The 24010-nt window shown below is 59.6% G+C and carries 21 protein-coding genes and 6 pseudogenes; 14 read left to right on the forward strand and 13 right to left on the reverse strand.

The features are described 5' to 3' along the window. Positions 1-1441: 1441 nt before the first annotated feature. Both AC1DTN_RS12375 and AC1DTN_RS12380 read right to left on the reverse strand, forming a co-directional pair. A pseudogene (locus AC1DTN_RS12375) lies at positions 1442-1657 on the reverse strand (endonuclease/exonuclease/phosphatase family protein); the annotation flags it as partial. Positions 1658-1660: 3 nt separating this feature from the next. Beyond that, positions 1661-1837 (reverse strand): hypothetical protein, encoded by a 177-nt coding sequence (locus AC1DTN_RS12380; protein ID WP_477921116.1) that lies wholly within the window; start codon positions 1835-1837, stop codon positions 1661-1663. 198 nt (positions 1838-2035) lie between these two features. On the opposite strand from AC1DTN_RS12380, the gene ku (AC1DTN_RS12385) reads away from it, so the two are divergent. The 6 genes from ku (AC1DTN_RS12385) to AC1DTN_RS12410 all read left to right on the forward strand — a co-directional run bounded on the left by ku (AC1DTN_RS12385) (position 2036) and on the right by AC1DTN_RS12410 (position 6102). Continuing rightward, positions 2036-2938, forward strand: a complete 903-nt coding sequence (gene ku, locus AC1DTN_RS12385) for a non-homologous end joining protein Ku (RefSeq protein ID WP_477921117.1) — start codon at positions 2036-2038, stop codon at positions 2936-2938. A 12-nt stretch (positions 2939-2950) separates the two neighbouring features. After that, positions 2951-3763 (forward strand): non-homologous end joining protein Ku, encoded by an 813-nt coding sequence (ku, locus tag AC1DTN_RS12390; RefSeq protein WP_477921118.1) that lies wholly within the window; start codon positions 2951-2953, stop codon positions 3761-3763. Beyond that, entirely contained in the window at positions 3760-4791 is a 1032-nt protein-coding gene (gene ligD, locus AC1DTN_RS12395) for a non-homologous end-joining DNA ligase (RefSeq protein WP_477921119.1), read from the forward strand. Before ku (AC1DTN_RS12390) ends, ligD (AC1DTN_RS12395) begins: the two co-directional genes overlap by 4 nt. A gap of 172 nt (positions 4792-4963) precedes the next feature. After that, positions 4964-5437 (forward strand): Hsp20 family protein, encoded by a 474-nt coding sequence (locus AC1DTN_RS12400; RefSeq protein ID WP_477921121.1) that lies wholly within the window; start codon positions 4964-4966, stop codon positions 5435-5437. 77 nt (positions 5438-5514) lie between these two features. After that, a complete protein-coding gene (locus tag AC1DTN_RS12405) occupies positions 5515-5814 on the forward strand; it encodes a DUF982 domain-containing protein (RefSeq protein WP_113321160.1) in 300 nt (99 codons plus the stop codon). A 9-nt stretch (positions 5815-5823) separates the two neighbouring features. Beyond that, a complete protein-coding gene (locus tag AC1DTN_RS12410; protein ID WP_113321161.1) occupies positions 5824-6102 on the forward strand; it encodes a hypothetical protein in 279 nt (92 codons plus the stop codon). A gap of 12 nt (positions 6103-6114) precedes the next feature. Here AC1DTN_RS12410 and ligD (AC1DTN_RS12415) read toward each other — a convergent pair whose 3' ends face one another. Continuing rightward, positions 6115-8778, reverse strand: a complete 2664-nt coding sequence (gene ligD / locus AC1DTN_RS12415) for a DNA ligase D (protein ID WP_477921122.1) — start codon at positions 8776-8778, stop codon at positions 6115-6117. 228 nt (positions 8779-9006) lie between these two features. Continuing rightward, positions 9007-9597 carry an SOS response-associated peptidase gene (locus tag AC1DTN_RS12420; RefSeq protein ID WP_113184124.1) on the reverse strand — a complete coding sequence of 197 codons (591 nt, stop codon included), beginning with the start codon at positions 9595-9597 and terminating at the stop codon, positions 9007-9009. A gap of 51 nt (positions 9598-9648) precedes the next feature. Between AC1DTN_RS12420 and AC1DTN_RS12425 the strand changes: the two genes are divergently transcribed. Beyond that, positions 9649-10158: an SOS response-associated peptidase family protein gene (locus tag AC1DTN_RS12425; RefSeq protein ID WP_477921125.1), complete on the forward strand. Its 510-nt coding sequence runs from the start codon at positions 9649-9651 to the stop codon at positions 10156-10158. Positions 10159-10190: 32 nt separating this feature from the next. Further along, positions 10191-10368 (forward strand): annotated as a pseudogene (locus AC1DTN_RS12430) (damage-inducible mutagenesis protein); the annotation flags it as partial. Between the two features lie 158 nt (positions 10369-10526). Here AC1DTN_RS12430 and AC1DTN_RS12435 read toward each other — a convergent pair. The 3 genes from AC1DTN_RS12435 to AC1DTN_RS12445 all read right to left on the reverse strand — a co-directional run bounded on the left by AC1DTN_RS12435 (position 10527) and on the right by AC1DTN_RS12445 (position 16140). Further along, positions 10527-12713, reverse strand: coding sequence for an ATP-binding protein (locus tag AC1DTN_RS12435; protein ID WP_477921127.1), 2187 nt, complete (start codon positions 12711-12713; stop codon positions 10527-10529). Positions 12714-12944: 231 nt separating this feature from the next. Continuing rightward, a complete protein-coding gene (locus tag AC1DTN_RS12440; RefSeq protein WP_477921213.1) occupies positions 12945-14633 on the reverse strand; it encodes an ATP-binding protein in 1689 nt (562 codons plus the stop codon). Further along, positions 14620-16140: an ATPase domain-containing protein gene (locus AC1DTN_RS12445; RefSeq protein ID WP_477921129.1), complete on the reverse strand. Its 1521-nt coding sequence runs from the start codon at positions 16138-16140 to the stop codon at positions 14620-14622. The genes AC1DTN_RS12440 and AC1DTN_RS12445 overlap by 14 nt, the downstream gene beginning before the upstream one ends. A 255-nt stretch (positions 16141-16395) precedes the next feature. On the opposite strand from AC1DTN_RS12445, the gene AC1DTN_RS12450 reads away from it, so the two are divergent. Then, positions 16396-17004: a TIGR00730 family Rossman fold protein gene (locus AC1DTN_RS12450; RefSeq protein WP_113321168.1), complete on the forward strand. Its 609-nt coding sequence runs from the start codon at positions 16396-16398 to the stop codon at positions 17002-17004. Between the two features lie 437 nt (positions 17005-17441). Here the strand turns inward: AC1DTN_RS12450 and AC1DTN_RS12455 are convergent. Next, positions 17442-17704 (reverse strand): annotated as a pseudogene (locus AC1DTN_RS12455) (DUF3302 domain-containing protein). Between the two features lie 129 nt (positions 17705-17833). On the opposite strand from AC1DTN_RS12455, the gene AC1DTN_RS12460 reads away from it, so the two are divergent. Next, positions 17834-18133 carry a type II toxin-antitoxin system TacA family antitoxin gene (locus AC1DTN_RS12460; RefSeq protein ID WP_113321169.1) on the forward strand — a complete coding sequence of 100 codons (300 nt, stop codon included), beginning with the start codon at positions 17834-17836 and terminating at the stop codon, positions 18131-18133. Beyond that, on the forward strand, positions 18130-18633 hold the full coding sequence (locus tag AC1DTN_RS12465; protein ID WP_477921134.1) for a GNAT family N-acetyltransferase: 504 nt from the start codon (positions 18130-18132) through the stop codon (positions 18631-18633). Before AC1DTN_RS12460 ends, AC1DTN_RS12465 begins: the two co-directional genes overlap by 4 nt. Positions 18634-18764: 131 nt before the next feature. On the opposite strand, the pseudogene AC1DTN_RS12470 reads toward AC1DTN_RS12465, so the two are convergent. Next, positions 18765-19038: pseudogene (locus tag AC1DTN_RS12470) on the reverse strand (Fic family protein); the annotation flags it as partial. 4 nt (positions 19039-19042) lie between these two features. Here AC1DTN_RS12470 and AC1DTN_RS12475 point away from each other — a divergent pair. Beyond that, a pseudogene (locus AC1DTN_RS12475) lies at positions 19043-19498 on the forward strand (UdgX family uracil-DNA binding protein); the annotation flags it as partial. A 281-nt stretch (positions 19499-19779) separates the two neighbouring features. On the opposite strand, the pseudogene AC1DTN_RS12480 reads toward AC1DTN_RS12475, so the two are convergent. Together AC1DTN_RS12480 and AC1DTN_RS12485 are read right to left on the reverse strand one after the other, a co-directional pair. Then, a pseudogene (locus AC1DTN_RS12480) lies at positions 19780-20064 on the reverse strand (DUF3175 domain-containing protein); the annotation flags it as partial. Positions 20065-20125: 61 nt separating this feature from the next. After that, the gene (locus tag AC1DTN_RS12485; RefSeq protein ID WP_113321173.1) at positions 20126-20440 is read right to left on the reverse strand and encodes a plasmid stabilization protein; all 315 of its coding nucleotides are present in this window, start codon (positions 20438-20440) and stop codon (positions 20126-20128) included. A gap of 196 nt (positions 20441-20636) precedes the next feature. Here AC1DTN_RS12485 and AC1DTN_RS12490 point away from each other — a divergent pair, with 196 nt between their 5' ends. Then, on the forward strand, positions 20637-22424 hold the full coding sequence (locus AC1DTN_RS12490; protein ID WP_477921137.1) for a thiamine pyrophosphate-requiring protein: 1788 nt from the start codon (positions 20637-20639) through the stop codon (positions 22422-22424). A 131-nt stretch (positions 22425-22555) separates the two neighbouring features. On the opposite strand, the gene AC1DTN_RS12495 is transcribed toward AC1DTN_RS12490, so the two are convergent. Beyond that, positions 22556-22783, reverse strand: a complete 228-nt coding sequence (locus tag AC1DTN_RS12495; protein WP_113321175.1) for a hypothetical protein — start codon at positions 22781-22783, stop codon at positions 22556-22558. 80 nt (positions 22784-22863) lie between these two features. Further along, complete coding sequence (locus AC1DTN_RS12500; protein ID WP_477921139.1) at positions 22864-23271, reverse strand: GFA family protein; 408 nt, start codon at positions 23269-23271, stop codon at positions 22864-22866. Positions 23272-23691: 420 nt separating this feature from the next. Between AC1DTN_RS12500 and AC1DTN_RS12505 the strand changes: the two genes are divergently transcribed. Further along, positions 23692-24009 (forward strand): hypothetical protein, encoded by a 318-nt coding sequence (locus AC1DTN_RS12505; protein ID WP_477921141.1) that lies wholly within the window; start codon positions 23692-23694, stop codon positions 24007-24009. Position 24010 lies beyond the last annotated feature (1 nt).

Consider the following 24010-nt stretch of genomic DNA (forward strand, 5'->3'; position numbering starts at 1 on the left):
CTCGATAGGGATGTTCATGAGGGTGGGTTTCCCAAATGGCCAACGAATTCGGATTGGATGCATGCTTTTCCTGGTCATGGCCCCATGAACCCCGAGCAGCTTGAGATCAAAGGGACGAAAAGAGGTCGCCAAGCTGAAGATTAACTGAGCAGCTATATTTTATCTCTGGTGGGGCCGCGCGCTGGCCCGTAGGGGCCCGGGTCTAAGAGGGCCTAAACCCCTTCCGCGATCCCGCTATGTAGACGTGAAAATATCTCGATTGTTCCGGGAAACGGGGCGTGCATAACTCAACACGTCCCGTGACAACGGCATGACACCCACAGCCGTGATGATGCCGGGTGGTGGATCGCGCGGCACCCCATGGCTTGCAATCTCCCAGTGGTTTCCTCGATCGATAAAACACCACCGTACGAGGTGCTTGTTTGGCAGGCCGATCTCGTCAAAACGTTTCATGTGTTTCTTGGGATGACGTTGTGATCAAGGTTGAGGGCCGCGCAATGCTGCTTGGTATCGAAACAAGGAGGTCACCGCGCGGCCCACTTACCTTGCAAGATGTTCTTATTATGTTCTCATTGTTTCGAGAGTCAACAGTCGCAGGGCGCAGGCTCGGGATGATTTGGGGAACTTAACTCTTCGTCGCGAGTTGCATGCGCGGACCGTGCAGCCGGGGGATTGAAGCCTTGACCCCACTAAAGTCGGATGTGCGGTCCACCCATCCTTATCCAGCCCCGTCCGCGATAAGCTCTAGGGATATCAGCTTCGTCATGGCGCTGCGCAAGCGTCCCAGCCATGTGGCCAAACCCGCCGGCACTTCAGCATTCCCTGCTTCCGTCCGCTTCCACCCCACATTGCGCCAAAAGTGGTCGGGTTACTGGGGACGTTAGGAACGCCGAAGCGATACGGCTTCGTGTTCAGTTTCTTTGCCAATGCTCCTCGCTCACGTTCTCAACGACAAACGCGAGGAGCGGGAGCTGCCGGGGTTGCTTGTCTTATTCAGTTAGTCGCTTCGAGCGTTACGGTGACAGATCCTGGGCGGTCGAAGATGGAGACATCGCCCGTGACCTGCTCCAAGGAGACGATGCCGGGGAGGGAAAGCGACCGCTGCGATAGTAGATTACGAAATGATCGGCACTCCACAGGCCGAGCGTGCCGACCGAGAAGTCTCGCTGCCGTTTGAGCTCAGGGAGGGTGGAGGGCAGGTTGCCAAAAGCGCTTCGGCGGGATCCTGCGGCGGGCAAATCAAGTCCAAATTTCGAGGCAGAATTCGAGGAGGAATGGGGCCTTCGTAGGCCGTGATCGGACTGATTGGCCAATGAAGCACGCGAGCCTTGACCGCCTGGCCGACGATCGTCAATTGCAGCACCGGTTCACCTCGCATCGCATCGCGTCTGACCAGTCCAGGGCCACTCGTCGATCGCCGCTTCGATAACCGCTGTCGCTACCGAGGGGTCGCCTGGACCGCAACGCCATTCCAGGATTTCTGGCCGTGCCAGATAGCACCGTACCCGGCACGCTCGATCTCCCGGCGGGGAAATTTCTCGTCCGGCGCGTTCAGTTCCTGCAGGCAGACGACGTCGGGCTTCGCCTCGTCCAGCCAGCGAAGCAGCACGTCGAGCCGTCCGTTGATGCCGTTGACGTTGTACGTGGCGAGCTTCATCCGTCAGTGCTTGCGATCGCCCTTGTCGCCCTGGCCCGGCTTCGCGTCGTGTTTGGCATCGTGGCGCGCATCGGCTGACAGTGACCTCGAGACGTCGACGCTTTCCTTGAACTTGCCTTCCTTGTCACGACGGACATAGCGTTTGTCGGTACTGGTGTCGATCAGTTCGCGTTTGCTCATGGCAGGACTCCTTCGTGGTTGCTGCACACTAAAACGCGCATGGCGTCCAAAAGATGCATGCGAATCAGGACTCTACGCAGGACTCGCAAAACGGGCGGGCCTAATCGCGCTAAGTCATTGAAAAATGATTCGTTTCGACTCGGAACAATTCCATGCCGATTCGCTTGAATCGCCTAGGTTGTGTAAGGAGACTGCATCATGGGTGCCCCGCGAGCGAATTGGAAAGGTTTCATCAAGTTCGGAGAGGTTGCCTGTCCCGTGGCTCTCTACACCGCCGCATCATCGTCGGGCCGCATTGCCTTCAACACGCTGAACCGCAAGACCGGCAATCGTGTGAGGCGCGAGTTCGTCGACAGCGAAACGGGTGATCCGGTCGAGCGGGACGATCAGGTCAAAGGCTACGAGATCGAAAACGGCCAGTACATTATTCTCGAGCCGGATGAGGTCGCCGCCGCCGTACCCGAGAGCGACAAGACCCTGAAGATCGACGCGTTCATTCCGTGCAACGAAATCGACGACGTCTATTTCGACAAGCCCTATTACCTTGCACCCGACAAGATGGGGACCGATGCCTTTGTGCTGCTGCGCGATGGCATGAAGAAAGCAAAAGTCGCGGCGATCGCGCGCACGGTGCTCTTCCGCCGTATGCGCACGGTACTGATCTTGCCGCATGGCAAGGGCCTGATCGCCACCACGCTGAACTTCGACTACGAAGTCCGCTCATCGGCGGAAGCCTTCCAGGAACTCCCAGACCTCAAGATCGAAGGCGAGATGCTGGAGCTTGCCGAGCACATCATTGGCACCAAGAAGGGAAGCTTCGACGCCCGTACATTTGAAGATCGCTACGAAACAGCCGTTGCCGAGCTGGTGAAGGCCAAGATCGAAGGTCGTTCGCTGCCGAAAAAGAAAGCGCCCGCAATATCGAAGCAGAGCGATCTTCTCCAGGCCTTGCGCGAGAGCGCCGGTCTGGGCGCGAAGAAAGCGGAGCCGAAACGCACCGCCGCCAATGCCAATAAGGGCGCTGGGCGGCAGAAGGCCACCAAGCCTATTGTGGCTGCGAAATCCAAGTCGGCTGCTGCGCCGACGCGACGCGCGAGCTGATCGGAGGAGGAAATGGCTGTCCGCCCGTACTGGAAAGGCTATCTGAAGCTCTCCCTCGTAACCTGTCCCGTGCACATGATGCCGGCGATCTCCGAGAACGAGAAGGTGCGCTTCCATACCCTGAACCGCGAGACCCAGAACCGCGTGGTCAGCCATTACGTCGACTCCGTCACCGGTAAAGAGGTGAAGGACGAAGACGAGGTGAAGGGCTACCAGCGCGGTGAGAACGAATACGTCATTCTGGAAGACGAGGAGTTGGAGAACGTCGCCCTCGAAAGCACCAAGACGATCGACATCTCGACGTTTACGCCGCGCGACAGCGTCGAATGGATTTGGCTCGACACCCCCTACTATCTGTCGCCCAACGACCCGGTCGGGCAGGAAGCGTTTTCGGTCATCCGTGACGCGATGGAAGCCCAGGACATGGTCGGCATCTCCCGGCTGGTCATCTCCCGCCGCGAACGCGCCGTCATGCTGGAACCACGCGGCAGGGGCATTGTGCTTTGGACATTGCGATATGGGGATGAAGTCCGTGACGAGGATACCTATTTTGCAGGCATCGGCGATGAGACGGCGGATTCCGACATGATTCCTTTGGTGCAGCAATTGATCAAAAAGCAGACGCAGCACTGGAATCCGAAGATGGTGATCGATCCGGTGCAGGACCGGCTACTCGATATCATCGCCGAAAAGAAGAAGGCGCTGAAGAAGCCATCGAAGACCAAGGTCAAGACGCTGGCCTCGTCGCCCGCGGCGAGTAACGTTATCAATATCATGGATGCCTTGAAAAAGTCGGTAGCGGCCGAAACCCGGAACGGCAAATGAGCAAACGCGCCAAGCCGTTGCTGCACGACGACAGCTTCACCGCGAAATCCCAGCCGCGCCGTAAGCGCGATCCGGCGCAGCCGAACCTTCCCTTCGATCTAATGCCCGATCGGGTCGAGCCATGCCTCGCACTGTTAAAGTCCGTCCCACCGGCAGGCAACAACTGGGCCTACGAAATTAAATGGGATGGCTATCGCCTGGCAATTCACATCGAGCCAGGCGGTGTTCGGATCATCACCCGCGGCGGTCACGACTGGACACACCGGTTCCCAACAATTGCGGCTGCAGCTAAGGAGCTTGGGGTCGAGACAGCGATCCTCGACGGGGAAGCTGTCGTCCTCAACGGTGAGGGCCGCTCCGACTTCGGAGCGCTGCAGCGATCGCTAGGCGGACGCGGCGGCAAACGGGCCTCGACAGAGTCCATCCTATTCGCCTTCGACCTCCTGTATTTCGATGGGCACGATCTGACGAAGACTGAGCTGTCGCTCCGCCGGCATCTATTGGAAGATCTGCTCGATGGCGCGGTTGGTGCGATACAGCTTTCCGAAGAGCTGCAAGGCGACGGCGCCGAGCTTCTGGAAAACGCCCGCTTGCTTGGGATGGAAGGTATCATCGCCAAACACCGAGACAGCCCGTACCGCTCCGGCCGGACGGGAGACTGGCTGAAAATCAAGTGCGTCCACAGCGAAAGCTTCATGATCGTTGGGTACGAGCAGTCAGCCGCCGCGCGAGGCGGGATTGGCAGCCTTTTGCTTGCGGCTCGCCGCGGCCATGACTGGGTCTACGTCGACGCCGTCGGCACGGGCTTCAAGGAAAAGGACGCGACATACCTGAAGAAGACGCTCGATATGTTGAAGACCAGGACGCCTGTCGTTGCGCTGAAGGGCAAGAACTATATCTTCGCCCAGCCAACGCTGATTGCCGAGATCGAGTTCCGGGGCTGGACCGACGACGGCAATTTGCGGCACGCGTCCTACAAGGGACTTCGGGAAGTTCAGGATAATGCGGCGGTTTACGCGCTAGATTGAGTGGCGGGCCGGCGCACGCAAAAAGGCCAGAATTTTTTCTGGCCGCACTCTTGAATCAAAATATGTCAAAAACCAAATCGATTACGTCAGCCGCTGATGACAGGGCTGGCTTTGCTGGAGGAGTCGTCTTTCGGCCCTCCCGTACCCATGTTGCTTCAAGGAGGATATGGCTATGGCAACATCTTACGACTATGCACCGCTCTTCCGCTCGAGCGTTGGCTTCGACCGGGTCTTCAATCTTCTTGAAAACGCCCAGCGTGCCCGCTCGATCAGCGACTGGCCGCCCTATGACATCGTCAAGACGGGTGACGACAATTACCGCATCTCGATCGCCGTGGCAGGTTTTGTCCAGGACGATCTCGACATCACCTTCCAGTCAAACCTTCTGACCGTGACCGGCAAGAAGCAGGAGACAACTGCGGATGGCTACCTGCATCGCGGCATCGCCGGCCGACCGTTCGAGCATCGGTTCGAACTTGCCGATCATGTCAGGGTGAACGGGGCCGACCTCAGCAATGGTCTCTTGTCGATCGATCTGGTTCGCGAGATCCCCGAGGCACTGAAGCCGCGCAAGATCTCCATCCAGAGCGCTCCCGCACTGACGTCTGTTGCTCCAGCGCAGATCGAAGCGCAAAAGGCCGCGTAAACTGCGTTATCCGCAGGACAGGGCGCCGTCGCGACGGCGTCCATCCATCAACATTCCGGGTTGGGAAGGAGAGAGCGATGAAACCCGATATGTTCAGACAGCCAGTTTTCATTCTTGTCGGCCTCGGCTTTCCGGCAGAGGTTCGTGGCGTGATGGACGCCTACCGGCATCTCGCCGAATGGCCGGCCTCGCTGCGGGACGCGGCGCACTCGGTGGCGCTCAGGGCATGCAGTGCCGCGCTGCGCGGTGAAATCGAAGCGGAGACCGCGCGTGGGCTCTTCGCCGCCTTTGCCGAGAAACATGATCTGCTGGCACCGGAAAATAACGTGATCCCCGCGTCGCGCCTGCGGCGGGACAAAGATCCGCACGTGCGGTGAGGTGGTCCGATGATACACGATATGTTGCAGCAGGCGGCCAGCAACGCTATGGCCCTGGGGCCAGCGATCCTGCTTCAGGGTGCGCAGCTTCGGAGGCCAATCGATGTGGTGAGAGCGCCGTCTCTCTGCGTCGATGACAAGCGAGCAATCCTCGCGGCCTGGGCATCGGATTTTTATGCGGTTGATTCAAAGCCAGCCCTCCGCAAGGTGCCAGGAACACCAGAGCCAATCTCGATCGATGAAGTGCAGTCTGCCCTTAAAGAACTCGACCGGCGCTATGGCATCTGACCGATCGCGCGTTCAGGCGGCGTGCTTCATCGACTTGGCAAGGCGCTTGATCGCCTGTTCGAGCGACCGCTGCCCATCGCAGTAGTCCTGCCAGGCACTCGTCTTCGCCAGGAGTGCCGGCACCGTGCGGATGGTAAATCGCTTCGGATCGAGATCCGTCTTCACCTGGCTCCATGCGAGAGGCATCGACACCGGAGCGCTGGGCCGGGCGCGCGGCGACAGTGGCGCCACGGCAGTCGCCATACGATCGTTGCGCAGATAGTCGAGGAAGATGCGGCCGTTGCGTTGGTTCTTCGCCATCTTGATCAAATAAAGTTCTGGGTTCTCCCGCGCCATCTGCAGGCAGACGTCGTGCGCAAAACCTTTTGCCTCGGGCCATGCCAGTTTCTTGTCCTTCGCCACCGCAAGCGGCGTGACGACATGCAGCCCCTTGCCGCCCGTGGTCTTGCAGAAACTGACAAGGCCGAGTTCCTCCAGCCGGTCACGCAACTCTCGGGCTGCCTCGACGACGGTGGAGAAGGCTACGTCCGGACCGGGATCGAGGTCGAAGACGAGCCGACCCGGGACCTCAGGCTGTTTCGGTTCGCAATTCCAGGGGTGCAGTTCCACGCCGCCGATCTGGGCGATGGCCGCCAAGCCCTCGACGCGGTCGATCTGCAGGTAGGGCTTCTTATCGCCGAAGACGGTCACCAGTTCCAAGAGGTTCGACGTTCCGGGCATGGCATGGCGCTGGAAGAACTGCTCACCGCCGATGCCATCGGGCGTCCGGATGATCGAGCACGGCCGGCCTTTGATGTGGTCGATGAGCCAAGGTCCGACGACTTCGTAGTAGTTCGCAAGCTCAACCTTGGTGACCGGCCTGTCGTCGCCAGCGTCGGGCCACAGCGGTTTCTCGGGATTGGAGATCAACACGCCCATCACATTTGCTTTGCCGCCCTTCCGGAAGGATTTCGCCGGCGCTGGCTTTTCGGCCTCTGCCTCAGGATCAGGCACATCGGCTTCTACGGGTGAGGCAGGCTTCTCGGCGACGACTTCCCCTGCTGGTTTGTCTTCCCGCAGGCCCTTAAACGCCGCCTGGCGGACAAGGCCATCGGCGGTCCAGCCCGCGAACTCGATCTCCGCCACCAGGTCCGGCTTCACCCACACGACGTTGGCATCCTTCTTCGGCGACCCGATACCGGTGAACGGTGACTTGGCCGTTTCCAGCGCGCGCAGCTTGGGTAGCAGAACATCGACTTTGCCGGCGCCATAGCCCGTGCCGACACGGCCGACATAGACGAAATGGCTGCCGCGGTTGACGCCAACCAGCAGCGACCGGAACTTGCCGTTGGTCGTGGCATATGCGCCGATCACCACCTCATGGCCTGCCCGGCACTTCGATTTGATCCAGGTGTCGGTGCGGCCCGATTGATAGGGAGCGTCGGCCTGCTTTGAGACGATCCCTTCGAGCGAGAGCTTGCAAGCAGACTTCAAGACGGCGTCGCCGCCGGTTTCGAAATGCTCGACGAAACGCAGGCGTGGATCGTCGCCTGCATCGCTCAGCAATGTCTGCAGCCGATCCTTGCGCTCCGTCAGCGGCAGCTCTCGAAGATCCTCATTGCCTTCAAACATCAGGTCGAAGGCGAAATATACCAACGCATCCGTCCTGCCTTCCGATAGCGCCGCCTGCAGCGCGGCGAAGTCCGGCGCCCCGTTTTCATCGAGCGCGCAGATCTCCCCGTCGATGATCGCGTCGGGCAGGTTTGCGGCCGAAGCCGCGATGGCCGAATATTTGCCTGTCCAATCGAGGCCCTTGCGGGTCTTGAGCGTCACCTCGCCGTTCTCGATGCGCATCTGGATCCGGTAACCGTCGAACTTGATCTCGTGGATCCAGCCATCCGCCGTAGGTGGACGTTCGCGCGTTTCGCAGAGCTGCGGCGCGATAAACTCCGCCATCGCGGATTTCGTTAGCTTTGTCGGCGTCGGCTTCTTCTTGGGCTTGGTTTCTGCTTTGCGTTCTTCCGCTGCAAGGCCGTGGTTGCTGTCCCACACGGCATCCGCCTGCACGTCGCCACTTTCGATCATGAACGGTTTTGGCTTCTTGCCCTTGCCGGCAGCGATCGCTTCCATCGTCCGGCCGGAGGCAACAGAGGTTGCGTTCTCTTCCAGGACTGCCGCGCCGTTTTCCTCGACGGAGAAATCATCGTGGTGTTTGATCAGCAGCCAGTTGGTGCGTTTGCCGCCGTCACGGTCATTACGCATCCGCACGAGGACGAAGCTGCCATGCAGTCGCTCGCCTTCGAGGGTGAATTTGAAGTCGCCCTTGGCCAGAGCCTGCTCGGGGCTCTTGCTGCCTTCCGGCTCCCAATAGCCGCGATCCCAGAGCATCACCGTGCCGCCGCCATATTGGCCTTTCGGAATCGTGCCTTCAAAGTCGCCGTAGTCGAGCGGATGATCCTCGACCTCGACGGCAAGACGTTTGTCGTGTGGATCGAGAGACGGGCCTTTGGTCACCGCCCAGGACTTGAACACACCATCGAGCTCAAGCCGGAGATCGTAATGCAATCGGGTCGCGTCATGTTTCTGGATGACGAAGCGGCGACGGTTCGACGCCTTCAACTTCGCCTGGCCGCTCGGCTCCTGCGTTTTCTGAAAGTCGCGCTTCTGCTTGTAGGTTGAGAGCTTGTCGCTGGCCATCGCGATCCCCGGTACACTTCCTCCATCCGCGTCGAATGACGACGGAGCTGAGGCGCAGGCCGGACAGGTGGGACGCTCGGCTGCCGTTTCGTTGGCCGCAAGGAGCGCGTTCATCATCCCTGTCACGTCCGGTTTGCACGGCACGCGACCTCGCAACTGAGAAGCCTCCAGCCCGCATTTTGTTCCAATTCGGCCTGTCGAGATGCGGTAATGGAAACAGAAAACGCGTCAGCCGACCTGTTCGACATTGAGGGTGCCGGCGGGAAGCGGCCTAATCAGAGATTTCGCCGAGACAGATGGATCGAGCCAGTCTGCCCAGGCGTTCCGCTCAAGGATGGCGATCTGCCGGTCATGGTAAGGTGCGATATCCGGGCCAGGCTCCGTCGTCAGCATGGTGAAGGCTTGCCCGACGTCATCCGTGTCGCGCCAGATGCCGGCGACGCAGAAGATCGGTTCGTCCTTCTTGGTGAACAGCCACTTGTCCTTGCGCTTTTTGCCCTTTTCCCCTGGATCGGTGAACTCGTAGAAGCCGTCTGCGATGATCAGGCAGCGATTGGAGTTGAACTCGCGTCCGTCCGATCGAAAGTTATACACCGGCCGCTTGTTCTGCCCCGGCCAGCTCCAGCGCCGCTGCACTAGATCGCCTTCACCCCGCTCGCCCTCGATCGTGCGGACGATCGGCGCCATGTCGGTGATCTTGATGTCCTCGCGTGCATCAACGTTCGGTGCACCTTCACCAAAACGGATCTTGATCTTCAGGTGGGCGAAATCCTCGACGATCGAAGCCACGTCCACCATCAGCCGATAATCATTGCACATGTGTTCCTCGCAGTTCTTGTTGTGAAGCTGAGTTCTTGCTATGTTCTACATATGATGAACGCGAAGGTTTTCCAGTCCGACGCCCCGCTCGACGAGCGTCGCGTTATCATAAGACGACGGGACGGCGATGTGGAGATGGTCGAGCTGCCCTGGGGGCTGCGTCCGCTTGATGGTGGGTCGCGCGCGGTCAATGTCGTCCGCTCTGAAGGAAAGACGTTTTCAACCCACCGCTGCCTGGTGCCGGCATCCGAGTTCCGTCATCGCAGTGGGGGCGAGAATTTCATTTTCTCGCTCGCCAACGGCGACTGGTTCTATTTCGCAGGGATCTGGCGGCCGGGCTCTTCAGATTGGCCCGAGGCCTATGCCATCCTGACGATCGAGGCGAATGCCGACATCGCGCCCTATCATGACCGGCAGATGGCGGTCCTGACGCGCGATCAACGGATGGATTGGCTTGACCGGCTTGTACCCGAAGATGAAATCCTGCGGCCACTTCCCGTCGGCACCTTCCGTGTCAAACCTCTTTCAAACGCTTTCTTCCAGCCAAGAGTTGCGGTCTAAATTGCGAGCCGCAACGACGGCGGCAACGGGTTATTTCCGACCTGCGCGAGCGCATCGCCTCGCTGGAGGGCGTGTCGAAAGGCTGGCTATCTTTCCTCTGGCGTGCCGGAAATCGACGCGGTCCTGCCCGGCGGTGGTCTTGCCCATGGCGCCCTGCAGGAATTTGGCGGCGGCGGAGCGGGCACGGTTGATGGCGCGGCTGCAGCGCTCTCTCCGAGCCCCGGTTCAGGTGTCGGTTTCAACCGTGCCAAACACCTCGCTCGGTGCTCCATGTTCCTTGTAAACTGCTGCCCGCATCGCACGGTGGGCAGCAGCTCCGGCAATCACTGGAAAACTTGGCCGAAAGGCCCGGTCGTGAGATCGAGCCATCAGTTACGGTCGAGGACATCCCGGACGCGTACGGCCAGATCCTCGAAGGAGAATGGCTTGGGCAGCAAATGCACGCCCTTGTCGAGCCGGCCATGATGAACGATGGCGTTGCGGGAATAGCCTGTCGTGAACAACGCCTTCAGCGTCGGGTCTGTCTCACGCGCTTTAGCTACCACGTCTGCGCCGCTCATGCCGCCTGGCAACACCACATCCGAAAAGATCAGATCGACTTTACCGTGGGTCGACAGCGCCTGCAGAGCCGCTGGGCCGTCCTTGGCTTCGAGTACATGGTAGCCGAGTTCGCGCAGCGATTCGACCGAATAGGCACGGACGTCCGGATCGTCCTCGACGACAAGAATGACCTCGCCGGGCGCAGCGTCGGGGATAGCAGGTGCCTCTACCACATCTTCATCGGCCCCGTCCGACAAGAGCCGCGGCAGGTAGATCTTGACCGTCGTTCCCTCTCCGACTTCCGAGTAGATCTTCACATGGCCCTTCGATTGCTTGACGAACCCATAAACCTGGCTGAGGCCAAGCCCGGTGCCCTTGCCCTGGTCCTTGGTCGTAAAGAATGGCTCGAACACGTGCGACAGCGTATCGGCGTCCATCCCCGACCCAGTGTCGGAGACACTGATGGCACTATACTGTCCGGGGATCACTTCTGCGTGCGCTGAAGCATAGGCTTCGTCCAGATGAGCGTTGAATGTCTCGATGGTCAGCTTACCGCCTTCAGGCATCGCGTCGCGCGCATTGATTGCGAGATTAAGAAGCGCGCTTTCCAGTTCGTTGGGATCGGCTTCCGCCTTCCAGAGGCCGGCGGCGAGTACAACTTCAATGTTGTAGATCTCGCCGAGCGTCCGGTGCAGGAGCTCGGACATGCCGCGGATCAGGCTGTTGGCATCGATCGGCTTGGGGTCGAGCGGCTGCCGCCGGGCAAAGGCGAGAAGCCGTTGCGTCAGGGCCGCTGCCCGCCTCGCGCCGTTCATCGCCTGCGAGGCTGCCCTTCGCAACCGCCCCGCTTCCGGCGGCAGGTTCCGCGTGAGCGTGTCGAGATTGCCGACAATGATCTGCAGTAGATTGTTGAAATCGTGGGCGACTCCCCCCGTCAACTGCCCGACCGCCTCCATTTTCTGCGCTTGCCGCAGCGCCTCTGCGTTCTGGGTCAGCTCCTCCGTCTTCTGCTTGACGAGATGCTCCAGATTGGCGTTCAGTTCCTTGAGTGCTTCTTCAGCGCGGCGTCTTTCCTGCAGCTCACGTTGTGCGGCATCGTACAGCCGGGCGTTGTCGATGGCGACCGCAGCTTCGCCGGCGAGGCCAGCGAGACCGCTTTCTGACGCCTCGTCGAACACGCCGATGTCAGCATGCCCGAAGAACAGTCCACCAATTACCTCGCCCATTCGCGAGATGACTGGCACGGCCAGATAGCTCCGTACGGGAAGATGACCTTCCGGCATCCCTTTTCGCGGCTCATTCCTGCCGTACCGGCTGTCCTGGGTGATATCGGCGGAACGCACAATCCCCTCTCCGAGAAAGGTCGGTGCAAAGACAGCCGTATTGCGTGGCATGGGAAACTTCGAGAATGCCTCGCGAGGTACACCGGATAGCGTGTAGAGCATGTAGCTCTCGCCCGATGGATTGATGACGTTGTGGAAGAATGCGCCGAACTGCGCTCCGCTAAGCTCGACACCGGCATCCGTTACCAGTTGGACAACCTTCTCCAGGTCATTCTCGCGCGCGAGGTCTGCTCCGGCTCGATTGAGGATCTCGAGTGCGCGGGTACGCTCTCGCAGCGCGATCTCCGTCTCGCGCTGCTCGGTGCGATCACGCAGCACTTTCACGAAACCGACAAGCTTTCTCTCATCATCCATTATCGGCGTTGTCTCACCGACGGCCCAGATGCGGCCACCGCCCCTCTGCAGCCGCCATCCTTCGCCGCTTCCCTTTCCCCTGGTCCTGGCGTCGGTCAGTTCCGCCTCGAGCAGCGCGGCGGCTCCTCCTTCCGGCGGAAAGATCGCCACCAGAGTTTTGCCCAGCATTTCGTCCTGCGACCAGCCGAGGAGAGCTTCAGCGCCCTTGCTCCAGCCGGTGATTATGCCATCGACGTCGAGCATGATGATCCCGGTATCGACTGCGCTGTCGAGGACCTGCTGGATGCGTTCGGCGGGGAAATGGGAAGCAGTGTTCATTCTATGGCCTGCTCGTTGAGGTGCAAATGGCGCGGCGCGATGCAATGCGATGGATTTGCATTGGAGGGATATGGCCAGAAGTTAAGCAATCGGCGAGCGACGGAAGACGGCGCGCGATCGGCGTGCTCCCCATCTGCGCACTCCCACACACATGACTGGCGAAAGGACACACGGTCCTTCTTGGATGAGCAGATACCCGTCGAGCCGCTCTTGCTGTTGTTTGTTGCACCCTCAATTTCCGTCTCCCCCGGCCATGGTTCGCCGAAGGGCCTCTTCGAGCTCCGCCAGTTGATAGGGCTTTCGGAGGATCTTGATCCCCTGTGCCTCAGCGTCCTGTTTTGCCGCCTCGGAATAACCGCTAGTGAGCAGGACGGGCAAATCGCTCCGGCGGAGCCGGATCTCCTTCGCGAGCTCCACACCGTTCATCCCGCCTGGCATCATGATGTCCGAGAACACGAGGTCGACGCTGCGGCCGTTGGCCAAGGCGCCAAGTGCAGCTGCAGCCGATGCTGCCCGCACCACCTCAAATCCGAGCTCGTCGAGCATCTCAGCAACGAGCGCCGCGACTTCGTCGTCGTCTTCGACCAGCAGGACGTTACCGGCAGCTTCCGCTCGCCGCCTTGCGACATGCAGATCGACCAGGTGGTGCTGATCAAACGCTGGACGGTTCGGGGAGCGCGGTAGCAATAGCGAGATCGTGGTTCCTTTCCCAACTTGACTTTCTATCTCGACCGTTCCGCCGGACTGCTCAGCAAAGCCGTGAACCTGCGCGAGACCAAGACCCGATCCCTTGCCGATATCTTTCGTCGTGAAGAAGGGCTCGAATACTCTCGCCTGCACCTCAGGTGTCATTCCGGAGCCATCGTCAGCGACGACGAGGCGAACAAAGTCGCCGTGACCGTCAGCTTCTGCCCCTGCCGCTTTATTCTCGCCGGTAATCTTGATCGTGCCCCCCTTCGGCATCGCGTCGCGCGCGTTGACCGCGAGGTTCAAAACCACGAGTTCGAGTTCGCTGGCATCGACGTCGACCGGCCACAAGTTTGGTGAGAGATCAATGACGACGTGGACGTCGCCCCTCAAGCTACGGTCCAGCAACTCGCGCATGCCGCCGATCTGGCGCGCCAGGTTGATGGTTTGCGGCTTGAGCTCCTGACGCCGGGAGAAAGCCAGCAGCTGGCGTGTCAGGCCCGATCCTCTTTCAGCAGCTTGCCGCATGCCGTCCATCAGCCGCTTGCGCCTCGCCGGGTCCGCCTGCCGATCGAGCATTTCCAGACCACCGGAAATGACCATGAGAAGGTTGTTGAAGTCATGCGCGACGCCACCCGTCAACTGACCGATCGCTTCGATCTTCTGAGCCTGACGAAGTTTCTCCTCGACCTCCGCCCGGACGCGTATCTGGTCCCGCAGAGCCGTGTTAGACGCTTCCAGCTCCTTGGTGCGAGCAACCACCTGACGTTCCAATTCCTGCGCGGCTTGCTCGCGTTCCTCAAGCAGCGCGCGCAGCTGCAACTGCCGTTTCCTTGCACGAAGTGCTGATTGCAAGCTGCTGACGAGCGTGAGCGCCTGGACCGGCCGCTCCAGAAGCGCGACATTGCGCAGCTTGGCGATCACGTCCTGCCGCCACCCTTCGATGCCCATCTGCTCCTGGCGGCTGGTGAGCAAAATAAAGGGAAGGTCCGACCACGGTGGCTGGTCGGCGACCCATTTGTATAACGAGCTGGCATTTGTTCCAAACAGCGCTTCCTCGGCAAGAAACGCTGCTGATGCGCCGGTTTCAAGTTCTCTCACAAACGCGTAAAGATCACGGCATGCTTTGGCAGCGATCCCGTTGCGCACGAGCAGCTCGACCGACGCGGCCGCATCCCTGCCCACCGGAGCAAAGACGAGAACGGGTTCGGGCTCGAATTCACTTAACGCCATCACGTCCGTCAACTGAATTTATTGCTGGAGCTGCGGTAAAATAGGGCGATCCCGCCAGCACGCCAATGAAGCCGGCCGTCGGTGGCCCAAGCCGAATGCCCTTATCCGACAGGCTGAATTCGCGAACGCTATGCTCGTGCTGGCCGCTTCGCTTTTTGACGACCGAGATCGCGCGGCGAACCGTGCCGTGCACCTCGAAATAACGCAACATCACAACGGCATCGCTGAGGTAGCTCAGGTCAAGCGGCGCTTCGAGAGGACCGACGAGCCCGTGTTGAGCGAGAACGAGAATTGTTATCACGCCGCGCTGGCCGAGGTAGGTCAGGAGTTCGTGCATCTGCAGGATCAGGAAACGCTCGTCCGGCATTGCATTCATGTAGCCGTTCAAGCTGTCGATGACGATGACGCGGGCACCGTCGTTCTCGACGCTTCTCTGGACGTTGGCGGTGAACTCTCCCGGCGACATTTCCGCCGGATCGATCTGCTGCAAGCGGATCATCCCGCTTTGCAAATGTTTCTGCAAATCGAAGCCGAGAGTCCTGGCTCGCGCCTGCAGGGTTCCCCGCCCTTCGTCGAAAGCGTAGATGACGGCATGCTCGCCGCGGTCGGCGGCCGCCAGAGCATAGGTCAGGGCGAGCGACGATTTTCCCACCCCGGCCGCGCCGAGGAACAAGGCGTTCGTCCCGCGCTCGAGCCCGCCACCCAGCATCTGATCGAGTTCTGCGATGCCGCTCGAGGTAAACTCCTCCTCAAACGCAAGATGGTGATCTGCTGCGATCAGCCGGGGGAAGACGTGGAGCCCGCCCTTCTCGATGATAAAATCATGGTAGCCCCCGCGAAACTTGATCCCGCGCATCTTTACGACGCGAAGGCGGCGACGTTCCGCGCCATAGTCGATCGCGGTCTGCTCCAGCAAGACGACACCATGCGCAATGGAATGGAGCTGAAGGTCGTTTTGCTGAGACGATAAATCGTCGAGAAGAATGACCGTACACTGTCGGCTGGTGAAATAGTGCTTCAGCGCGAGCACCTGCCGCCGGTAACGCAGAGGACTATGGGCCAGCAGACGCAACTCGGACAGGCTGTCGATGACGACCCGCTTTGGGTTGAGCTCGGACACCCGGTCGAGGATGAGCTTCGTCGTCTCGTTCAGTTCCATCTCCGCCGGATGAAACACCGTCAGCTCGCGATCCGGATCGAGCGTCGTTTCCGGGGGAACAAGTTCGAAGAGGCTGACGCCGTCGAGCGACCAGCCGTGGCGTTTGGCGACGAGCTGCAGTTCGCGTTCCGTCTCCGACAGCGTTATATACAGCACCTGCTCCCCTTGCCGAGCGCCTTCGAGAAGAAATTGCAAGGCTATCGTGGTTTTGCCTGTGCCGGGGCGGCCCTCGTAGAGGTAAAGCCGGTTTTCGTCCAAGCCACCTTCAAGGATCACATCAAGGCCCGCGACCCCGGTGGAAATGCGCGGCGTGTCGATCGTCTCCACTTCATCTGATGTTTCAGACATGTCCTACCTATGCAGCATGAATAAGCGGTGAGATGCATATAGATCAGCGTTGTTGGGGCTCAAGTGGCCGAATAGCGAGCTTTGGCTGTGACGGTCGGTCCCGGGACGCTGCATAAGAACGGTCTCGTCGTCGCTCCCTTCGCTCTAGTGTTCCGAGGGTCTCAGCGCTCGCCGAGTGACGAGGGGAGGGCGGACGCAACGCGGCGGAACATCCCGTCTCTTGACTAGAGCTTCTGCCTTACCGTTTATGATGCAATGACAAACATTCATTCGATTTGCGTATATTGTGGTTCTTCACCGGGCAACGATCCTGCGTTCGTTGAAGCCGGTGAAAAATTAGGTGCTGCCATCGCCAAGGCGGGGCTGGAACTGATCTACGGCGGTGGCACCAACGGCGTGATGGGCGCCGTCGGCCTCTCAGCGCTGAAAAACGGCGGCAAGGTCGGCGCTATCATCCCCAAGTTTCTGACAAATCGCGAATCGACCGCTGATGCGCTCAGGATTTTCGATGATTTGACCATTACCGAGACGATGCATGAGCGTAAACACGCCATGTTCCAACGTTCCGACGCTTTTGTCGCGTTGCCGGGTGGGATAGGCACTGTCGAAGAGATCGTTGAAATCATGACCTGGGCGCAGCTAGGACAGCATCGGAAGCCTATGGTCTTCGCCAATATATTGGGCTTCTGGAATCCGATGCTCTCCATGATCGAACACATGGAAAAAGTTGGATTTTTGCATAGCCGCCATCTGATCCAGCCAATCGTTGTCGATCGGGTGGAGGACATTATACCGGCCATCCAAAATGCCGCACGACCTCCCGAGGTCTTCGAAGGTGTGCCGTCGATCATCGACAATATGTAAAGCGGTATCGACCAATCGATTTTGTGACGGTTGGCGCATGACCTTGCCCCGTTGAAGTAATGTATTTTGAAGTAAGCTCTGGCCTATTGAAACGACCAGGGAATGAAGGGCAGGGGCGAGGCGGACCATCCCATTAGTGGTGAGCCAAGCAAGGTAAGCCCGCAACGCTGATGATGGAGAACCGTGACCGACAATTCGAGGAGTGGGCATACCGCATCCTTGATACTGCGGAAGACTGGGGTACTTTCACATCAAGAAAGTCTTACCGGTCTGCTTCGACCCCACAAACCCTTGTTATGACGAAATGATCACCGCCAATATTGGCCGCTCGTCGGTTCACCTCTCCTCAAGAGCTCGGACCGTCTGGCGGTAATCCATCCTTTAGTGAACATCCCTCGATGACGAGGACCGTGGCAAAGGGATACCGTCGATCCCAGCTAGGATGTGCCGGACAAGTTACGGAGAGCGGTCACGACATCGCCATCAAGCCATCCGACATAGGCCCAGATGAGCACCAGGGGCCAGAGCGCACAGCCCAGGAACAGCGTGACCCATCCTCCGACGGTCACTGCCTGCGCCCATGGATGGTTCCGAGTGTGGCGATCATGCCTGGAAGCATGGCGAGGAAGACAGCGACTGCGACCGTGCTGAGGACGAGCACGACGAGAACGATCCAGGCGGGGATGTACAGCACACCGATGTCGTCACCTTACCTGAGCTGGACCTCGACCCCGAAACACGAAGGCGGAACTTGTAACGACATCATCTTTACGGCGCTTGTGAAGATGATGTCGTTACGCTATATGATTGGTGGAGACAGGAGATTTCTATGCCCACCCCCTCGCGTACAAGTAAAAGCCAGGACGCCAGCGTGCCGTTGAATATGCGTATCAAGCCTGCGACCCGCAACTTGATCGACCGCGCGGCCGAATTGCTCGGCAAGACGCGCACGGATTTCATGCTGGAGGCTTCAGAGCGCCGTGCCGAGGAGGTGCTGCTCGACCGTACCATATTCACGGTTAGCCCCGAAATTTATGCCGAATACCTTGCCCGACTGGACGCACCCGCAAAGCCCAATGAGCGTCTGAAACGCACGATGTCCACCAAAGCGCCGTGGGATGAGGCGTGACTCTCAGTGTACCCATCCCACTGGCCGATCATCACGAGCTGTCAGAATTCAATTCCCGTGTCCCCGAATTGGACGACTGGCTGCGTCGCCGCGCCCGCGCCAATCAGGCAGGCGGCGCATCGCGCACCTTTGTCGTGTGTGAAGAAAATCGCGTCATCGCCTATTACGCACTCGCTTCCGGGGCAGTGAAACAGCCGGAAGCGCCAGGCCGTTTTCGGCGCAACATGCCCGATCCAATTCCGGTTGCCGTGCTTGGTCGTCTCGCCATTGATCAGTCCTATCAAAGGCGCGGGATCGGCAGAGCATTGGTGCGCGACGCAGGCCTACGCTTGCTCAATGCCGCTGACATCCTCGGCATCCGCGGCCTGCTTGTGCATGCGATTTCCGATGATGCGCGAACCTTTTATGAGGCGGTCGGCTTTCTGCCTTCGCCATCTGATCCCATGATGCTGATGGTCGGGCTGAATGATCTCAACAGCGCGCTGAACTCCCAACCGTAGTTTATCGGCATTGAGCTCAGCGCGTTTGCAGCCGTTTCTAACTTGCTGAAGCCAGTGTTGAAGCCATGCCGTGTCGTCGGTCCGGCTCCCATCAAGACGAACGATGCGCATAGAGGCTGCGCCGCTGAGATGCGGGCAAATTCCAGCAGAGGCGCGACGCTGCGCGCAGGGCTGCGACGTAGCGAGCGCGCAGTTCACCGCATCGGCCAGACGGCGCCCAACTGAAACGCCGGAGCCAAGGCGTCCGATCAGAAGATCGGCCGCCAAACGAGCGTGACGGCCGTTTCCGTTTGGAGACGGGTGGATCGCGACCAGGCGATGATGAAATCTGATCGCAATTTCATCCGGCGGAAATGTCTGGTGCTCAACCCAATAGCGGACGTCGCCTAACAGGCTCGCGGGCTCCGCTCAGCCGGGAGATCATGAGGACATCGCCGGCAAGCCTTCATCCGCCCCGCCGGAAGGCTGCTCGACAAATGTCTGCCGGAAGCCGGCGTCGATCGTTCGCTTGTTACGTGACCAATGCGGTTAAGCACTTCAAGTTCGAACAGCGCGGCAAGCAGCGTCTTCACACGAAGCCGAACGCCGGCGAGATACAACTTTGCATGTGGTGGCTGGACGGCGAACTGGATCTTCTCCGGCCTGATCCGGCGCTCGGCGCGACAGCCGCTTACGTTTTGATGGGTCGATCGGTCGGACTGAAAAAGGAGCGGGGCCATGTCCTGCAAGCGGCAAACATCATCCAAATCCTTGTCACGATCCATGCTTCCTACCTTCTTCGAATTCGCGATCACGATGATCACGAAAGCCGCGGCAGCGCTTTATCGGCGACCTCAAGCGCATTGGCGACCATCTGAATCCCTAACTGATTAGGGCAAGGCGAAACCCCTATGGATCGAAACGGCCGACCCCCGGGAGTTCCGCCCGCGGTCCGAACTGCTCTTCATCGGTCCAAAGGTTATCGGCGAGATCGCCGAGCGATTGAAGCACCAAACGACGGGGCCAGCCGGCAGCGGCTTCCTCAATGATCGACAAAAGGACGGTTCCAAAGCCTGCTGGCGTTTGAGATCGTCGTCGCGCGGATTGTCATTCGGCCGTTTTATCAGCGGCACGAATAATGTCCTCCCGCATCCGATAAATGGCGCGTCAGCGCTTCGGTTGCTTGCCGAAGTCCTTGCGCAATTCGTCCTTGGCGCGATTGAGCGTCGCCAGGCGTGATTGCGACAGCTGCTTGCCGGCGCGATTTATGTAAAAGGTGAGCATCGACATCGCAGACTGGAAAGGGCTGGCTTTTCGCCGCGGGCTCTCCTCCGCTGAATGCTTGAGCGAATCCGCGATCTTCTTGGCGCTGCGCTGCTTAAAGATCCCGCCTTCGAGGTCCATCGCATCGCTGTTGTCGGTCACGTCCTGCGACCATTTCTGTTTTGATTTTTTTTCGGCATAGGCGGCTCCTCAGGGGAAAGGCGCCATCGGTCATGGCGCCATCGTCAGGCTAGTGATGAGCGTGGTGCTCGTTTCGCTTTCGGGTGGCCGCCGCCTTTTTGGCGGAAGCCGAACGCTCCTCCTTAGTTCGCGATGCAGCCGAAGCGCCGCCCTTGCGTCCACCTTTTTCGGAGGAGGCATGGTTCTCGGCATGGCCGCGGCCGGAGCCGGACTTCTTGCCACCCCCGCTTTCCTTGTTGACGGTGGCCCAAGCTCGGCGCTGGGCTTCCTTCTCGGAAACGCCATGGTCTTCGTAGCCTTCCTCGATGTGCTCAGCCTTGCGCTTTTGCTTGTCGGTATAGGCGGACTTGTCACCTTGGGGCATGGAACATCTCCTTAGCTGATGTGAAGCAAGGAAAACTGCGGTTTAGCGGCAAAGTTCCGGTGACGGTCCACAGGGCGGGCGCAGCCGATGTCACCGCCTTGCGTTTTGACCAGCTCCTGTTCGCGAGCGGAACCAACATGGCCAGGCAAGGGTTTGTTGACACAGACCCTGACCATGACATCGAAAGGCATTTTCCATGGCTCAGACAGTGGGTGATTTTATTGTTTCTCGCCTTCACCTTTGGGGCGTCAGGCGCATGTTCGGGTACCCCGGCGACGGTATAAACGGCGTCTTCGGAGCGTTGAACCGGGCAAGCGACAAAATCGAATTCATCCAGGCACGTCACGAGGAAATGGCTGCCTTCATGGCCTCTGCCTACGCAAAGTTTTCCGGCGAACTCGGCGTCTGCATCGCGACCTCAGGCCCAGGGGCGGCACATCTCGTCACCGGCATGTACGATGCCCGGGCCGACCATCAGCCGCTTCTGGCGATCGTCGGACAACAGGCGCGCGGCGCGCTTGGCGGACACTATCAGCAAGAGGTCGATCTTGCCGCCCTGTTCAAGGATGTCGCTGGGGATTTCGTCCATCAGGCTTCAACGCCTGCGCAGGTCCGACATCTTGTCGATCGCGCCGTTCGCATCGCATTGTCGAACCGCACAGTGACAGCACTGATCCTCCCCAACGATTTGCAGGAACTGCCCTACGAGGAGCCGGAGCGCGTTCACGGGACCGTTCATTCCGGCTTTGGCTATCGAGCCCCCAGAATCGTGCCATATCAGGAGGACCTGCAGGCCGCGGCCGATATCCTCAATGCTGGTGAGAAAGTTGCTATCCTGGTGGGTGCCGGCGCGCTTGGCGCAACCGAAGAAGTGATCGCCATCGCCGATCGGCTTTGCGCAGGGGCCGCGAAAGCGCTGCTTGGCAAGGCCGTCCTTTCAGACTCGCTGCCCTGGGTCACCGGGTCGATCGGCCTGCTCGGAACCGAACCTTCCTGGGATCTTATGCGCGACTGCGACACACTATTGATGATCGGTTCCGGGTTTCCCTACTCAGAGTTCCTGCCCGCGGAAGGACAGGTGAAGGCAGTCCAGATCGACATTCAGGCTGGCATGCTGTCGCTTCGCTATCCCATGGACGTCAATCTCGTCGGGGACGCCGCGGAAACCCTGAAGGCGCTGCTGCCCCTGATCGAACCAAAGGACGGCAAGTGGCGTCGCACTGTTGAAAAGAACGTTTCTGCGTGGTGGGCGCTGCTCGACAAACGCGCCCATGCCGAAGCCGATCCCGTCAATCCGCAGCTCGTCGCATGGGAGCTGTCCTCAAGGCTGCCGGACAATGTCATTCTGACCAGCGATTCCGGTTCGTGCGCGAACTGGTATGCCCGCGACATCAAGATACGGACCGGTATGATGGCGTCGCTCTCGGGCGGACTGGCATCAATGGGTGCTGCGGTTCCCTACGCCATCGCCGCCAAATACGCCCACCCCGAACGACCCGTCATCGGGCTGGTCGGCGACGGCGCCATGCAGATGAACAACATGGCCGAGCTGATCACCGTCTCCAAATACTGGCGTGATTGGGCCGATCACCGCTTTATCATCTGCGTCTTCAACAATGAAGACCTCAACCAGGTAACGTGGGAACAGCGGGTGATGGAGGGCGATCCGAAATTCGAGGCCTCGCAAAGCATTCCCAACCTACCTTACCACCGGTTTGCCGAGCTCATCGGTCTCAAGGGCCTGTTTGTCGATCGCCCAGAAGCCTTGGGGCCGGCCTGGGACGAGGCGCTTACCTCGGATCGCCCGGTTCTCCTTGAGGTCAAAACCGACCCCGAAGTCCCGCCGATGCCGCCGCATCTCACGCTTGAGCAGGTCACGAAACTCACAACCACGCTGATGAAGGGTGATCCCAATCAGGAAGGCGTCATTCGCGGCACAGTGCGGCAGGTGTTGAGTTCAGTCCTGCCAGGCAAGCACGAATAATCGAGCATCACGGCGAAATGGGTCGGAAGGGTTTAGCGCAGTAGCGGCCGCCTCAAGCCATTGTCAGAATTAAGCGTGCGATCGATGTCGGCCGTAAGCCGCGGAGTTCGTGCCATAGCCGGTAGCCAACGCTATTCTGCGGCATGGCGGAGCGCAGACTGCCCCGCGGGTTCGACGCGCCCAATGATCTCGAATTCGGAGGGCATCGCGTGCTGGTCAGTCCCGAGCAGTGCAAGGGTCCAGTAATCCGGATCCCTTCCAAACACGGTCGAAACCTGGACGACGGTGGTCCGCCCCTCGAAATAATGAGACGACTTCGCCCAGTAGAATCCGTCCGGAACCAAACCCGCTGCAACCATGGCGCCTACTCCCTGTACCTCGCGAACGATAGCAGAAATCTCCAAAATCAGAACGCCTCACCTGTGGACGACATGGGGCTTCAGAACGTCTCTTGCGTTTTCTCTTCAGGCAAGCCGCGACCGCAGTCGGCCCAGTCCAATCTGCTTTCAACGCCGTAGTGCCCCGTTGGCCGGACCCTTTCAGGATAATCGAGCGAGCCGACGGTCACGCGTATCAACTCGTCATCGTGGTACTGAAGGTAAAGAGGTGTTCCACATAGGTCACAGAAACCGCGCGTCGCAACGGGGGAGGAGCGATATGACCGAGGCCGGCCTTTCGTCCATCTGAACTCCTCGAGACTTGCCTGAACAAGGACGGCGAACGGCCCCCCGGTCGCCTTCTTGCACATGTCGCAATGGCAATAGCCGGTGTGCGGTGGGGCGCCGCGAAACTCATATCGGCATGTCCCGCACAGGCACCCGCCGATCCATGTCGTCTTTTCGCTCATGCCTCGCGAAATGCCCGCGCTCGTTTTTTGTTCCCTGGATCGTGCGACTTGGTGTCGAGCAGTCGCCCAGGGAGCATCTTTTTCGCATCGCGATTTTCGACGAAGGGCGACCGTTTGCGCTTGTAATCAACCTTATTAGGAGAAAAGCCTTATAGCAGCTCGGGCATGCGGCCGGCATCTGATCCAGGCTTTATCTTGCTCGCCGTGGCTTTTTACTCGCGCAGACCTGAACAGGGATCAAAACGCATTAGAAGAACAGTCGGCGCGCGACGGCCCTTGCCGCAGCCGGCAGCGCTTGTCTGTCTCTCGACTTTGCTCGCTTGCCGTACGCCAGGGAACCGGCGGTGAATGGCGGGAACCAGTCTCGACACTCCTGTTTGATGCTCCCATGAGAGGGAAAATGATGATGCATGCAGTCGATTGGATGACGATCTGGCAGCCTTCGGCGTCCTGTTTGCCCACGCGTCCGTCTGGTCCTATTTTCTGTTCGCAGGCGCGGAAGCCTGGAGGCTGCCGCGCGCCGGATTTCTTTTTCCGCAAAAGGAAAGGTCGCGTAGACATTCGGCCGGTACGACCATCGTGGCCGGCAACCCGATTTGCCCAATGCCTTTGCCGACGGATCGACAGGACCAAACCCAAAAGCACATTCGCGATGGTCTCGCCGACGCGCCAGCCGGCTACTATCTCGGACGCGCCAACATGAAGGGGTCGGTAGCGCTGCGGCTGGTGCTCGCGTAGT

It is taken from the genome of Rhizobium sp. 01T444, assembly GCF_056398305.1.